This window comes from Actinomadura sp. NAK00032 (assembly GCF_013364275.1).
In the GTDB taxonomy this organism is placed as follows: Bacteria; Actinomycetota; Actinomycetes; order Streptosporangiales; family Streptosporangiaceae; genus Spirillospora.
Genome location: NZ_CP054932.1, coordinates 5,685,337 through 5,698,781, shown reverse-complemented (window position 1 = coordinate 5,698,781; position 13,445 = coordinate 5,685,337). Strand labels below are relative to the sequence as shown.

General features: G+C 72.7%; 14 protein-coding genes and 3 tRNA genes. 8 read left to right on the top strand and 9 right to left on the bottom strand.

All coding sequences use genetic code 11. The annotated features are described in order from the left end of the window. Positions 1–68: 68 nt before the first annotated feature. The gene (locus tag HUT06_RS26635; RefSeq protein ID WP_176198208.1) at positions 69–656 is read left to right on the top strand and encodes a TetR/AcrR family transcriptional regulator; all 588 of its coding nucleotides are present in this window, start codon (positions 69–71) and stop codon (positions 654–656) included. Positions 657–970: 314 nt separating this feature from the next. Here HUT06_RS26635 and HUT06_RS26630 read toward each other — a convergent pair. The 5 genes from HUT06_RS26630 to HUT06_RS26610 form a co-directional block, all read right to left on the bottom strand. Then, positions 971–1,042, bottom strand: a tRNA-Val gene (locus tag HUT06_RS26630). Positions 1,043–1,068: 26 nt separating this feature from the next. Next, positions 1,069–1,139: transfer RNA gene (locus tag HUT06_RS26625), tRNA-Cys, on the bottom strand. A 27-nt stretch (positions 1,140–1,166) separates the two neighbouring features. After that, positions 1,167–1,239: transfer RNA gene (locus HUT06_RS26620), tRNA-Gly, on the bottom strand. 42 nt (positions 1,240–1,281) lie between these two features. Next, positions 1,282–2,250, bottom strand: a complete 969-nt coding sequence (locus tag HUT06_RS26615) for a CHAP domain-containing protein (protein ID WP_176198207.1) — start codon at positions 2,248–2,250, stop codon at positions 1,282–1,284. A gap of 167 nt (positions 2,251–2,417) precedes the next feature. Then, entirely contained in the window at positions 2,418–3,221 is an 804-nt protein-coding gene (locus HUT06_RS26610; RefSeq protein WP_176198206.1) for a universal stress protein, read from the bottom strand. 88 nt (positions 3,222–3,309) lie between these two features. Between HUT06_RS26610 and HUT06_RS26605 the strand changes: the two genes are divergently transcribed. Next, positions 3,310–3,891 (top strand): YceI family protein, encoded by a 582-nt coding sequence (locus HUT06_RS26605; protein ID WP_176198205.1) that lies wholly within the window; start codon positions 3,310–3,312, stop codon positions 3,889–3,891. Positions 3,892–3,937: 46 nt separating this feature from the next. On the opposite strand, the gene HUT06_RS26600 is transcribed toward HUT06_RS26605, so the two are convergent. After that, on the bottom strand, positions 3,938–4,711 hold the full coding sequence (locus HUT06_RS26600; RefSeq protein ID WP_217711471.1) for a maleylpyruvate isomerase family mycothiol-dependent enzyme: 774 nt from the start codon (positions 4,709–4,711) through the stop codon (positions 3,938–3,940). Positions 4,712–4,797: 86 nt separating this feature from the next. On the opposite strand from HUT06_RS26600, the gene HUT06_RS26595 reads away from it, so the two are divergent. The 6 genes from HUT06_RS26595 (at position 4,798) to hypF (ending at position 10,917) form a co-directional block, all read left to right on the top strand. Beyond that, positions 4,798–5,718, top strand: a complete 921-nt coding sequence (locus HUT06_RS26595) for a MerR family transcriptional regulator (protein WP_176198203.1) — start codon at positions 4,798–4,800, stop codon at positions 5,716–5,718. Positions 5,719–5,875: 157 nt separating this feature from the next. Next, on the top strand, positions 5,876–6,955 hold the full coding sequence (locus tag HUT06_RS26590; protein ID WP_176198202.1) for an LLM class flavin-dependent oxidoreductase: 1,080 nt from the start codon (positions 5,876–5,878) through the stop codon (positions 6,953–6,955). Further along, on the top strand, positions 6,952–7,545 hold the full coding sequence (locus tag HUT06_RS26585) for an FMN reductase (RefSeq protein ID WP_176198201.1): 594 nt from the start codon (positions 6,952–6,954) through the stop codon (positions 7,543–7,545). The genes HUT06_RS26590 and HUT06_RS26585 overlap by 4 nt, the downstream gene beginning before the upstream one ends. A 52-nt stretch (positions 7,546–7,597) precedes the next feature. Beyond that, positions 7,598–7,948, top strand: coding sequence for a helix-turn-helix transcriptional regulator (locus HUT06_RS26580; protein ID WP_176198200.1), 351 nt, complete (start codon positions 7,598–7,600; stop codon positions 7,946–7,948). Beyond that, a complete protein-coding gene (locus HUT06_RS26575) occupies positions 7,945–8,580 on the top strand; it encodes an SRPBCC family protein (RefSeq protein ID WP_176198199.1) in 636 nt (211 codons plus the stop codon). Before HUT06_RS26580 ends, HUT06_RS26575 begins: the two co-directional genes overlap by 4 nt. 111 nt (positions 8,581–8,691) lie before the next feature. Next, positions 8,692–10,917, top strand: a complete 2,226-nt coding sequence (hypF, locus tag HUT06_RS26570; protein ID WP_254715396.1) for a carbamoyltransferase HypF — start codon at positions 8,692–8,694, stop codon at positions 10,915–10,917. Positions 10,918–10,937: 20 nt separating this feature from the next. Here hypF and HUT06_RS26565 read toward each other — a convergent pair whose 3' ends face one another. From HUT06_RS26565 to HUT06_RS26555, 3 genes are read right to left on the bottom strand one after another with little or no spacing between them, the layout of a single operon-like run. Next, on the bottom strand, positions 10,938–12,227 hold the full coding sequence (locus HUT06_RS26565) for a serine hydrolase (protein ID WP_254715395.1): 1,290 nt from the start codon (positions 12,225–12,227) through the stop codon (positions 10,938–10,940). 58 nt (positions 12,228–12,285) lie between these two features. Next, on the bottom strand, positions 12,286–12,687 hold the full coding sequence (locus tag HUT06_RS26560; RefSeq protein WP_176198198.1) for a pyridoxamine 5'-phosphate oxidase family protein: 402 nt from the start codon (positions 12,685–12,687) through the stop codon (positions 12,286–12,288). Between the two features lie 10 nt (positions 12,688–12,697). Further along, positions 12,698–13,405, bottom strand: a complete 708-nt coding sequence (locus HUT06_RS26555; RefSeq protein ID WP_176198197.1) for a Sir2 family NAD-dependent protein deacetylase — start codon at positions 13,403–13,405, stop codon at positions 12,698–12,700. Between the last annotated feature and the right edge of the window lie 40 nt (positions 13,406–13,445).

Sequence of the window (13,445 nt, the reverse complement as noted above, 5' to 3'; positions counted from 1 at the left end):
CGCGCGCTTTATCGTGACTTGTCCCGCCCTTTGCGGAACGCGCCCTCAAGCGCGCATACGGTGACGGAATGGCTAATGCCATCCACCGGCAGCGGATCGTCGACGTGGCGACCCGCCTGTTCAGTGAACTCGGCTATGACGGCACGTCCATGCGGCTCATCGCGGACGCCACGGGCACCGACCCCGCGGCGATCGTCGAGGCCGTGGGCGACAAGCGCGCGCTCTACCTGGAGGTGATGGACCAGGCCTTCGAGTCCGAACGGACCATGCTCGAAGCGGTCGTGTCGCAGGCCGAACCGGGCCGGGCCGCCGTCCACCGGATCGTCGACGCCTACCTGGACTTCCACGTGGCGCACCCGAACCGGTCCCTGTGGGCGCACCGCTGGGTCGACGACGCCGCCGACATCACCGAACTGGAGGACCGCTACGCCCGGCCACTGCTGCACCTGACCGCCCGCAAGATCCGCGACGCGGTACCGCCGGACGTCAACCCCTACTACCTGCTGGGCACGATGATCTGGTGCGTCCACGGCTTCCTGGGCTCAGGCGTCCTAGGCCCCTCCGCCGGCATGCGCAGATCCGACGACCCCGAAACAGTGGCCGCCTTCCGCCAGCACCTCCACGTCCTGATGGACCGCCTGCTAGCCCCCCAGTAGCCACACGAGACGGCCAGCCCGGACGCTCAAAGCGCCCCCAACCCGACCCACCTAGGGGGCAAAGCCCCCAAACAAAACCCCACGCCAACAGCACAGGAACGCCCCCCTATAAGCCGGAAGGGGGGCGAGGGGCGTAGCCCCAAAAACAGACCCCCGCCGTCGACAGCACGTAAGCGCGAACCTGAGCCGGGAGGGGGGCGTGGGGGGCGGAGCCCCCCACATCGGGGGTCCGGGGGTCGCCCCCCGGGTCAACATGACGAAGGAGTGGCGGCGAAGAAGCCAAAGGCTTCGAGCACACCACTCCCACTCCGAAGTGGGCGATACTGGGATTGAACCAGTGGCCTCTACCGTGTCAAGGTAGCGCTCTCCCACTGAGCTAATCGCCCTTGTGCGTGCTGCTGCGCGTACTGCGAGGTGGAGACGGGATTTGAACCCGTGTACACGGCTTTGCAGGCCGTTGCCTCGCCTCTCGGCCACTCCACCAGAGCGAGACCTGATGGGGCCTCTCAGAGCGGACGACGGGATTCGAACCCGCGACCCTCACCTTGGCAAGGTGATGCTCTACCAACTGAGCCACGTCCGCGTGCCGGTCCGGGGGTCGCCCCCCGAGCTCGCATGGACAACTCTAGCGGAATCCTGGAGTGCTCGCGTACGGAGCGGCTTCGGAGTCGGTGAGGTCGGCGTGCAGGGTGTTCCAGAAGTCGAGTTCCTTGTCCTCTTCGAGGTGGGCGATGCGGCCCCAGAACTCGCGGTCCTCGGCGTCGCGCGCGGCGGCGAGGGAGAGGGCGGGCATGAGGGTGGTGCCGGCGTCGGCGGCGTCGAGGTCGGCGGGGGTGACGTCGGCGGGGAGGGCGACGGGGGTGGACGGGCGGTGGTGCTTGCCGCGCTTGCGGACGCGGATGGGCGGCGTGGTGGGGGCCTTGGCGGCGGCGGCGCGGCCGGCGGCGAGGGCGACGGTGCCGCAGAGGATGAAGGCGAGGATGCCGCCGAGGACGACGTCCTGGGCCGGGAGCTGCTCGGCGGGGGCGCTGTGCTCGGCCTCGTGGGTGTTGGCGCCGGTGACGGGGGCGCCGACCTTGTCGACGGTGGGCGCGGGGGCGGCGTGCCTGGGGGCGTACTTGGCCTCGACCTTGATCTTGGACGGGTAGCCGTAGCCGACGACGGCGTCCGTGTCGCGGGTCTTGCGCATGAGCTTGTAGCCGTCGGCGTTGCCCTCGATGGTGTGGAGGGTGCGGCCGTCGACCTTCTCGACGATGCCGACGTGGTCGATCTGGTCGATGTCGCCGGAGCCGGTCCAGTCGTAGAAGACGATGGCACCGGGTTCGGGGTCGTGGCCCCAGGCGTCGTTCTTCTTGAACCACTGGGCGTGGTCGACGGTGGAGGCGAACTGCCCGGCCTGGTCGGTGACGTCGGCCTTGTCGGCGGCCCAGGCGAGGAACATGTCGCACCAGGGGGCGGTGGAGAAGTACTCGTCGTGGTCGCCGTCGACGTTCTTGCGGTACCACTCGCCGAACTTGGTGTACCCGTCGCCCTTCTCGGTGTAGCCGAGTTCCGTCTTGGCGATGTCGAGCAGCTTCTTGCCGATCGGGTCCATCTCGCTCCCTGCGCCTGGCTCGTTCGGGCAGGGTGCGCCCGACCGGGGACGGAACGCGCCGCGGTCCGGTGCCCCGGTCCAATGGTCACGTTCCGATCTCGACGGAATGTAGCGGAGGTAAATGAGGGGCGGCAAGCGGTTCCCGGCAAACGGTCAAAACGGACTACTCAGTAGTAGCCACGCGGGAGGACCGTGACCGGACACGGCGCCGCGCGCAGCACCTTGAGTGCGATCTCGCCCAGGAAGACGCGGTGGGCGGCGGCGTCCTCGCTGGACGCGCACACGAGCAGCTCGCCCTCGGTCCAGTCCACGTCGTCCAGCGCGTCGGCCACGTCGTCGCCCTCGGCGAGCTCGGCGGACACCTCCTCCGGCAGCAGGTCGGCCGAGTCGAGGGCGAGCCGGATGGCGAGCGCCAGGTCGTCGCGGAGCGGGTCGCCGGCCACGTCCCCGACGGCGAGGGTGACCAGGCGGAGCGGCACCTCCAGGCGCTCGGCGGCCTGGGCGGCGCGGATCACGGCCTCCTCGCACTGCGGCCGCCGGACGTACATGACCGTGATCCGGCTCGGCTCGTCCGGCGGGGCGTAGCCGGACGGGGCGAGCATCACGGCCTCGGTCGCCGAGTGCAGCAGGTGGTCGGCGGCGGCGCCGACGCCGATCCGGCCGCGGGCGCCGCCCTCGGGGGAGCCGACGACGATCAGGTCGGCGCCGATCCGGCTGGCCAGCACGGTCAGCCCGCGCCCGACGCTGCGGCCCTCCTGGACGAGCAGGTCGGCGGGCTGGTCGTCCAGCTGGTCGGCGAGTTGGTCCAGCGCGGCCCGGGCCTCGCCGGCGGCGGCCGGCAGGTCCGGCGGGTGGACGGTCGCCACGCTGAGCCGGCCGCCGGTCAGCGCGACGATGCCGAGCGCGAGGTCCAGCGCCTCCCGGCCGCCCGCGTCGGGGACGTAGCCGGCCAGGACGTGTTCACCGATCATGTACCCGAGCATTCCCCCGGGGCGGCCCCTCAGACCAGTAGGGATTTGAGGTAGTTTTTCCTGGTTGTCACTCTTTGGGGGGATTTTCATGGGTGCCGAGGTTTCCGACCTCGAAGCCGGCCGCTGGAGCATCGATCCGGTCCACTCCGAGATCACGTTCACGATCCGGCACCTGATGACCACGGTGCGGGGCTCGTTCCTCGACTTCGGGGGCGAGGTCGTGATCGGCGCGGACCCGCTGGACTCCACCGCCCGCGCGGAGATCCGGATGGGCTCGATCGACACCCGCAGCGCCGAGCGGGACGAGCACGTCCGCTCCGCCGACTTCCTGGACGTGCGGCGCCACCCCGTGATGACGTTCACCGGCACCGGGATCGAGCGCGCCGCCGTCGGCCGTCGCGCCCGCTCGCCCCGCTACCACCTGGACGGCGAGCTGACGATCAAGGACGTGACCCGCCCCGTCCGGCTGCTGACCGAGTTCCACGGCGTCGGCGCCGACCCGTGGGGCGGCACCCGCGCGGGCTTCACCGCGACGGCCGCCATCAGCCGCCGCGACTTCGGCATCGAGTTCAACGTCCCGCTGCAGGGCGACCGGGTCATGCTCGGCGACGAGATCACCATCGGGCTGGAGATCCAGGCCGTCCTCGCCACGGCGGACACCCCCGCCTGACCGCGCCCCGGCCGCCCCCGCACGGGCCGGGGCGCGGACGTGCCGGCTAGACCGCCGTGTGGGCGAGCCAGTGGTCCAGCAGGGACGCGTCACCCGTCACCTTCAGCCCGGCCGCGTCCGCCGGGGCGAGCCGCCGGGCGAACACCAGCAGCAGCTCCTGGACGGGCCCGGCAACCGTCATGTCCGCACCGCTCGCACCCTCCCCGGCCCCCTCCTCGAAGACGGGCCCGTCCGGCATGCGGGTGATCAGCCACCCCGGCAGGGACGGCTCCGCCGGGCGCAGCCGCAGCGTCTCGCCCGTCCCGCGCAGCTCCGCCAGCTCCGGCTTCTGCGCGGCCGCCGTCGGCGCCGTCAGCAGCCCGAGGAACTCGGTGATCACGTCGCCGGCGAGGCCGGGCGCCACCGTGAACGGCGTCCCCGCGGCCAGCGCCGCGTCGGCGTGGTGGACGGCGGTCTCGTTCGCCATCCGGCGCAGCCACATGACGGTCGGCCACGCTCCGAGCAGCGGGTGGTCGACGGTCTCGTCCGGCTTGGCCTCGACCGCGGCGATCAGCTGCTCCGCGCCGTCGCGCAGCCAGGCAGGCCAGGCGGCGGGGGAGTCCGGCACCGTGCGGGGCAGGCCGTCGATGACGTCGGTGCCGCCGGTCCGCACCAGGTCGGCCGCCCACAGGTACCCCTGGCCGACGTGACCGACCAGGTCCTGCAGCGTCCACTCCGGACAGGTCGGCACCCGCGTGGACGGGTCGGAGCCCGATGCGGCCTCCGCGAGCCCCCGGGCATGCTCGCGCAGGCCCTCCTTGTAGCGTCCTGCCTCCAGCACGCCGTCTCCCCTCTGTAGGTCTTCTGCGGGTCTCCCCGTTGGCGCTCGTAAGGTAGGACCTCCAGCCTGCTGGAGGTTCAACTGGTGTGAGCGAAGACACATCGCTGGGGATCGGCGATCTGGCGGCGCTGACCGGGGTGCCGGTGCGCACGATCCGCTTCTACTGCGACGAGGGACTCCTGGAGCCGGCGCGCAGCGCGGGCGGGCACCGGCGGTTCGACGCCGCGGCGGCGGACCGGCTCCGGTTCGTCCGGCGGCTGCGCGCCCTCGGTCTCGGCCTGCCCGCCGTCACGTCCGTCCTCGCCGGGGACCGCTCGCTGGAGGAGGCCGTCGCCGCGGAGCGGCGCGCGGTCGACGCCGAGCTGGCCGCGCTCGCCTGGCGCCGCGCCTCGCTCCGCGCCGTCGAGCAGACGCCCCCGGCGGACCGTGCCGCGCGCCTGGACCTGCTCGCCGCCGTCCAGGACGGCCCGGCCGCGCGGGACGTCCTGCTGGAGTTCTGGCGCCGCCGCATCCTGGTGCCGCTGCCGGACGCGGCGGTGCGCGAGTTCCTGGAGCGCAGCGTGCCGGAGCCGCCCGCCGATCCGACGCCCCGGCAGGTCGTCGCCTATGCCGGGATGGTCGCGGTGGCGAACGACCGGCCGCTGCTGCGCGAGGTGCGCGCCCTCGGCCGGGTGGCCGCCGACCGGGTGCGCGACGAGCCGGCCCTGATCACCGGCCTCGGCGAGGCGGCGGCGCTGGCCGCCCCGCTGGTCGCGGCGGGCGGCGAGCCCCGCCCCGGCCCCGCCCTCGACCTGTTCGTCGCGGCGCACGCGGCCGGCCGGGACGAGCGCGACACCCCGCGCTTCCGGCGCGACCTGCTGCCCGCCGTCGCCATGGAGCAGGACCCGCGGCTGCGCCGGTACTGGACGCTGTTCGGCGAGGTCACCGGCGAGCCCGCGACCGCCGGGACGATCAACACCTGGCTGGTCGACGCGCTCGAACGCGACATCGCGCACACCGCCGCCTGACGCCGCCCCCCCCCGGCAACCCCCGGGCCCCGCCCCTCAGGCCCCTGGTCCGCACCCTGGCCCGCACCCTGGAACGCACTGGTCGGGGGCGGAATAGCAGCCCGGCCCGCGCGGTTCCGGTAGAATGGTTGAAAGTTCTACTATTTCGGAGGCCGGCATGCAGTTCGGGATCTTCACGGTCGGCGACGTCACGCCCGACCCGACCAACGGCCGGATGCCGACGGAGGCCGAGCGGATCAAGGCGATGGTGGCGGTCGCGCTCAAGGCCGAGGAGGCGGGTCTGGACGTGTTCGCGACCGGCGAGCACCACAACCCGCCGTTCGTGCCGTCCTCCCCGACGACGATGCTCGGCTACATCGCGGCCCGCACCGAGCGGCTCATCCTGTCCACCGCGACCACGCTGATCACCACCAACGACCCGGTGAAGATCGCCGAGGACTTCGCGATGCTCCAGCACCTCGCCGACGGCCGGGTGGACCTGATGATGGGGCGCGGCAACACCGGCCCCGTCTACCCCTGGTTCGGCAAGGACATCCGCGACGGCATCGCGCTCGCGATCGAGAACTACCACCTCCTGCACCGGCTCTGGCGCGAGGACGTCGTCGACTGGGAGGGCAAGTTCCGCACGCCGCTCCAGTCGTTCACCGCGACGCCGCGCCCGCTGGACGGCGTCCCGCCGTTCGTCTGGCACGGGTCGATCCGCAGCCCGGAGATCGCCGAGCAGGCCGCCTACTACGGCGACGGCTTCTTCGCCAACCACATCTTCTGGCCCACCGAGCACTTCCAGCGCCTCATCGGCCTGTACCGGCAGCGCTTCGAGCACTACGGGCACGGCTCCGCCGACCAGGCGTACGTCGGCCTCGGCGGGCAGGTGTTCATGCGCAAGAACTCCCAGGACGCCGTCCGCGAGTTCCGCCCGTACTTCGACAACGCGCCCGTCTACGGGCACGGGCCGTCGCTGGAGGAGTTCACCTCCGGGACGCCCCTCACCGTCGGCAGCCCCCAGCAGGTCATCGACAAGACCCTGACGTTCCGCGACCACTTCGGCGACTACCAGCGCCAGCTGTTCCTGATGGACCACGCGGGGCTGCCGCTGAAGACCGTCCTGGAGCAGATCGACATGCTGGGCGAGGAGGTCGTCCCCGTGCTGCGCAAGGAGTTCGAGGCGCTGCGCCCGGCGCACGTCCCGGCCGCCGCGCCGACCCACGCGTCCCGCCTCACCGAGGAGGTCCGATGACGACCCTCGCCGTCGTCTCTGCCGGGCTCGGGCAGCCGTCCTCGACCCGGCTGCTCGCCGACCGCCTCGCCGCCGCGGCGGCCGAGGCGCTCGGCGCGGACGCCGCCGTCGAGACGATCGAGCTGCGCGACCACGCGCACGCCATGGTCGACGCGACGCTCACCGGCTTCCCGTCCGGGGCGTTCCGCGACGCCGTCGAGACCGTGACGGGCGCCGACGGCCTCATCGCCGTGACGCCGGTCTTCAACGCGTCCTACAGCGGCCTGTTCAAGACGTTCTTCGACGTCATCGAGCGGGACTCCATGGACGGCAAGCCCGTGCTCCTCGGCGCGACCGGCGGCACGGGCCGGCATTCGCTGGCCATCGACTACGCGATGCGCCCGCTGTTCGCCTACCTGCGCGCGACCGTGGCCCCGACCGCCGTCTACGCGGCGTCGGAGGACTGGGGGAGCGGCGAGACCGGCCTGCCCGACCGCGTCGCCCGCGCCGGCGCCGAACTCGCCGCGCTGATCCAGGCCCGCCCGGCCCCGGCCAAGGAGGACCTCTACGAGAACCCCGTCCCCTTCGAGCGGCTCCTCGCCGGCGGCTGAGGGCGTTCCTTAAGACTTGGCTTATATAAGCTGAGGCTGTAGTTTGGGGGACGTGCACGCGTTCGATGTCCTGGGTGACCCGGTACGGCGCCGGATCCTGGAGCTGCTCGCCGACGGCGAGCGGTCCTCCGGCGAGGTCGCGGCCGTCGTCCGGGCGGAGTTCGGGATCTCCCAGCCCGCGGTGTCGCAGCATCTGAAGGTGCTCCGCGACAGCGGGTTCGCGGTGGTGCGGGCGGAGGGGACGCGCCGGCTCTACGCCGTCGACGCCGCCCCGCTGCGGGAGATCGACGACTGGCTCGACCGGTTCCGCCGGTTCTGGACCCCGCACCTGGACGCCCTGGCGACCGAGATCGCCCGGGGCCGGCGCGCACGCCGAAACGACGACTCAGGGAGCGAGCCATGATCGAGGTCACGGGGCAGATCAACGCCGTCCGGCGCAGGGTCGGCGAGCGGGTGCTGGAGGCCGGGACCGCGCGCACCGCGACGGTCAGCCAGGTCTACGACACCGACGTCGAGGACCTGTGGGACGCCGTCACCAGCCCCGAGCGCATCCCGCGCTGGTTCCTGCCCGTCTCCGGCGACCTCCGGCTCGGCGGCCGGTACCAGCTCGAAGGCAACGCGGGCGGGACGATCGAGCGCTGCGACCCGCCCAAGGGCTTCGCCGCGACCTGGGAGTACGGCGGCCAGACGTCCTGGATCGAGGTCCGCCTCACCCCGGAGGCGGACGGCCGGGCGCGGTTCGAGCTGGAGCACATCGCCCACGTCGGCGACGACATCTGGGACCAGTACGGCCCCGGCGCCGTCGGCATCGGCTGGGACCAGGGCCTGCTCGGCCTCGCCCTGCACCTGGCGACCGGCGAGAGCGCCCCGGAGAAGGTCGGCCCCGACTGGTCCCTGTCCGGCGAGGGCAAGGAGTTCACCCGGCAGAGCGGCGAGTCCTGGTTCGCGGCGCACGTCGCCGCAGGCGCCGACGAGGCCGCCGCCCGCGCCGCCGCCGACCGCACCATCGCCGCCTACACGGGCGAGGCGGAATGACCCTTCACATGACGCCGCCCCGGCGTCCCCTGCCCGGCGGCGGCCGGCCGTAGCACGCGCCCTGCCCCGGCTTTCCCGGGCCTTGGGGGGCGGCTCGGCAGAATGACGCGGGTGGACGTGAGGATGGGCGTCCGCGTCGAGGGGGTCGTGCAGGGCGTCGGATTCCGGCCGTTCGTGCACGGGCTCGCCACCGGCCTCGGGCTGTCCGGGCTGGTCGGCAACGACGCGGCCGGCGTGTTCATCGAGGTCGAGGGCGCGCCCGACGAGATCGGCCGCTTCCTGGACGGGCTGCGCACGCGCCCGCCGCGGCTCGCGGTCGTCGACCGCCTCACCACCCGCCGGCTGGACGTGCGCGGCCGCGCCGGCTTCACGATCGTGGGCAGCGACGCCTCGGGGGAGCGCCGGGCGCTCGTCCCCTGGGACTCCGCGACCTGCGACGACTGCCTGCGCGAGATGCGCGACCCGGCCGACCGGCGGTACGGGTACCCGTTCGTCAACTGCACGAACTGCGGGCCGCGCTTCACGATCGTGAAGGACGTCCCGTATGACCGTCCCAACACGACCATGGCCGGCTTCGCGATGTGCGGGGCGTGCGCCGCCGAGTACGCGGACCCGGCCGACCGCCGGTTCCACGCCCAGCCGGTGTGCTGCCCCGCCTGCGGCCCGTCCCTCACCCTGCACGTGCCCGCCGCGGAGCCCGATGCCGCCTGCGACCCGCTGACGGCCGCCCGCGGCCTGCTCGCCGCCGGTGCCGTCCTCGCGGTGAAGGGGCTCGGCGGCTACCACCTCGCGGTGCGGGCGGCGTCCGGGAGCGCGGTCGCCGCCCTCCGCGCCCGCAAGCACCGCGAGGACAAGCCGTTCGCCGTGATGGTCCCCGACCTGGCCGCCGCCCGGAGCCTGTGCGCGCTGTCCGGCGCCGAGGAGGCGCTGCTCACCGGCCCGCGCCGCCCGATCGTGCTGGCGCGCCGCCGCCCGGACGCGGCGCTCGCCGACGCCGTCGCAGCCGGCGGCCGGCACCTCGGCCTCATGCTGCCCTACACCCCGCTGCACCATCTCCTCGTCACCGAACCGGTCGTGCTGACCAGCGGGAACGTCTCGGACGAGCCGATCGCCCACCGGGACGCCGAAGCGCTCGAACGCCTCGGCGGCATCGCCGATGGCTTCCTGCTCCACGACCGCCCTATTCACACCCGCACGGACGACTCCGTGGTGCGCGTCTTCCAGGGGCGGACGCTGCCGGTGCGCCGGTCACGCGGCTATACACCCGAGCCCCTGCCGATCCCGGAGGGACGGCCCGTCCTGGCGTGCGGCGCCGAACTGAAGAACACGTTCTGCCTGACCCGCGACGGCCGCGCGTTCCTCTCCCACCACATCGGCGACCTGGAGAACTATGAGACCCTCCGCGCGTTCGAAGAGGGCATCGCGCATTTCCGGCGGCTCTTCGACATCGTCCCCGAAATCATCGCGCACGACCCGCATCCCGAATACCTGTCGACGAAGTACGCCCTCGACCTGGAACTGCCGTCCATCGCCGTCCAGCACCACCACGCGCACATCGCCTCCTGCCTGGCCGACAACGGCGCGCCCGGCCCGGTGATCGGCGTCGCCTTCGACGGCACCGGATACGGCACGGACGGCACGCTCTGGGGCGGCGAATTCCTCGTCGCCGACCTCCGCGGCTTCGAAAGGGCCGGCCACCTGGCCCCGGTCCCGATGCCGGGCGGCGCCGCCGCGATCCGCGAACCCTGGCGAATGGCGGCCGCCTACGGCGTCCCCGAAGACCTCCCGGTGGCCGGGCGACCCTCCTGGCCCACCGTGGTGGAAATGGCGCGCCGCCGCGTCAACGCACCGCTCACCTCCAGCATGGGACGACTCTTCGACGCGGTCGCCGCCGTCCTCGGCGTCCGCGACCGCGTCAACTACGAAGGCCAGGCCGCCATCGAACTGGAGCAGCGCGCCGACCCCTCAGAAGGCGCCGCATATTCGGCCGCCATCACCGGATCGGCGCCTTTCACCGTCGCCGGGAGCGACCTGCTGAACGCGGCGGTGACCGATCTCCGCGCGAAAGTCCCCGTTTCCGCGATCGCCGCCCGCTTCCACAACGGCATCGCCGCACTGGTCGTGGACGCAGCGTCCCGAATACGCGAGAGGACCGGCCTCGCTACCGTCGCTCTATCGGGCGGCGTGTTCCAGAACATGCTCCTCCTGGAACGGACGGCATCGGGCCTAACGGCCGCAGGCTTCGACGTGCTGACCCACCATCGCGTCCCACCCAACGACGGCGGAATCAGCCTCGGCCAAGCAGCCGTGGCCACCACCCGCCAACGCCCCCAATGAGCCGATTCGAGGGTAAGGAGCTACCTCAACCTCACCGGAGCGCGGACGTCGGCTCGGCCTGTGTGCAGGTAGCGTGCGCGGCCCTCGCCGTCGTCGCCCAGGAACGCGACGGGGCCGTGGCCGGGTTCTGCGGGCAGCAGGGAGTTTCCTCGCCAGCCGAGCAGCTCCGTCCGGTATGGTTCGTCGCCGAGTTCCACCGCGAGGCCGACGGGGACCTGCTCTAGCCAGAGACGTCCCTGTTCGTCCGTGCTCACCGTGGTCTCGCTGGTGCTCGACACGTAGACGCCCGCGCAGCGCCTGGGGTCGAGGCGCGCTGCGGGGTTCGGGACGGGTTCGGCGGGGGTCTCGACGACCCTGCCCAGGATCTCCCTCATCAGGGGCTTGCGGTCGCCGCCGTTGGTGAAGACCGCCACGCACACGTCGCGGCCGGGGTCGATCCGCAGGGCGGCCGACTGGCCGATGGTGTTGCCGTCGTGGCCGAACACCGGGCCGCCCGGGAGGTCGTGGAGCGTCCAGCCCAGGCCCCAGGCCGTTCCCCAGTCGATGTCCGGCAGGGCGACCTGCGGCTCCCGCATGACCCGCAGGCTCTCGTCGGTGAGGTGCGACCGGGCGAAGGCCAGCAGGTCGCGGGGGGTCATGGCGAGCATCGATCCGGCGGGCGCGTTGGAGCGTGCCATCGCCCAGACCGGCGCGGGGCGTCCGTTGAGGTGGCCGACCGCCGCGCGGTGCAGGATCGCCTCGTACGGGTCGGTCGCCGCGTGCGTCATGCCGAGGGGCGCGAGCAGGCGGTCCCGCAAGCACCGGTCGAACGGCTCGCCCCGCACGACCTCGACGATCCGCCCGAGGACGCTGTAGCCCGCGTTGTTGTAGGAGAACATCTCCCCGGGCTCGGAGATCTGCGGCACATCGGCCAGCAGGTCCACGTACCGTTCCAGGCAGTCGTCCCCCTTGCCCGTGTCGGTGAACAAGTCGCCCTCGAAACCGGCCGTGTGGCACAGCAGCTGCCGGACGGTCGCCGGCCGGAACCCGGGAAGGTACCTGTCCACCGGGGCGTCGAGCTCCACCAGCCCTTCGGCGACCAGCCCCATCACCAGCGTCGCCGTCAGCGTCTTGGTGATCGAGCCGATCTGGAACACCGAGTCGACCGTCGCCTCCACGCCGGTCGCCCTGCTCAGTACCCCCGCCGCCGCCTCCACGAGCCGGCCCCCGGCGTCGACGGCGACCGCCACCCCCGGTACCCCGTGCTCCTCCGCCAGCTCCGGCAGCCGCTCCCGCAGCCAGCCTTCTACCTCGTCGATCTCCATGCGCATTCGCCCACCGTAGACGGGGTCACGGATCGCGACCATGTGCTACTGGTCGGCTTGATCGTCACAGGTTGCCCATGGCCCTGGTCGCGGTGATCTCTATGACCACTCGGTCGGGGTTGGGGCGCGGGGGCTTGTAGCGGGCCGCGTAGCGGTTCTCGGCGTCGGCCACGGAGGTCGGGTCGGTTCTCAGGACGGCGCGGCCCTCGACGGTGGCCCAGCGGCGGCCGTCCACCTGGGAGACGGCCACCGGGAGGCCCTCCTCGCCGGCGCGGGCGACGTGGCGGGCCTTCGCCGAGGTGGACGAGGTGATCACGCGGACGGTGCCGCCGTCCAGGGTGGCGCCCACCGGGACGGCGTGCGGGGTGCCGTCCCGGCGGACGGTGACGAGCGTGCAGACGCGGCGGTCGCGGAAGAACGCGATCAGGCGCTCGTCGTCCAGGGCCAGGTGGTGTTTGCCGTTCATCGGCCGGATCCTAGACGGCGGCCAGTTCCGCGCAGAGGGCGGGGACGGCCTCGGCGATCGGGGTGCGGATCACCTCGTCCGCCAGGTCGTCGTAGGGGGTCGGGTCGCGGTTGACGATGATCAGGCGGGCGCCGCACTCGGCGGCGATGGCGCAGAGGCGGGCGGCGGGGTCCACGGTCAGGGAGCTGCCGATCGCGATGAAGACCTCCGAGGCGCGGGCGATGTTGCCCGCGAGGGAGAGGGTGTCGGAGTCCAGGTACTGGCCGAACAGCACGATGGAGGGCTGCAGGACGCCGCCGCAGGCCGGGCAGGCCGGGTCGTCCTCGCCGCGGGCCAGCACGTCGGCGGTCGCCGACGTGGCGCGGCAGCGGGTGCAGGACGTGGTGGCGAGCGTGCCGTGGAGTTCCAGGACCTTGCGGGGCGTCGAGCCGGCCTTCTGGTGGAGGCCGTCGACGTTCTGGGTCAGGATCCGGACGGCCTTGGTCTTCTCCAGGTCGGCCAGTGCCCGGTGGGCCGCGTTCGGGCGGGCGTCCCGGTGCAGGTCGAGGGTGCGCCAGAAGCGGCGCCGGACCTCGGCGTCGTTGGCGAAGTGCTTGCGCGTGAACAGTGCGGCCAGTTCCGGGTCGCGGGTCCACACGCCGGACGGGCCCCGGTAGTCCGGGATGCCGGAGTCCGTGGAGATGCCCGCGCCGGTCAGCACGCCGATTCGTCCCGTCATGAGGGAGAACGTACGGGCGGAGAGGTGATGGATGCGACTC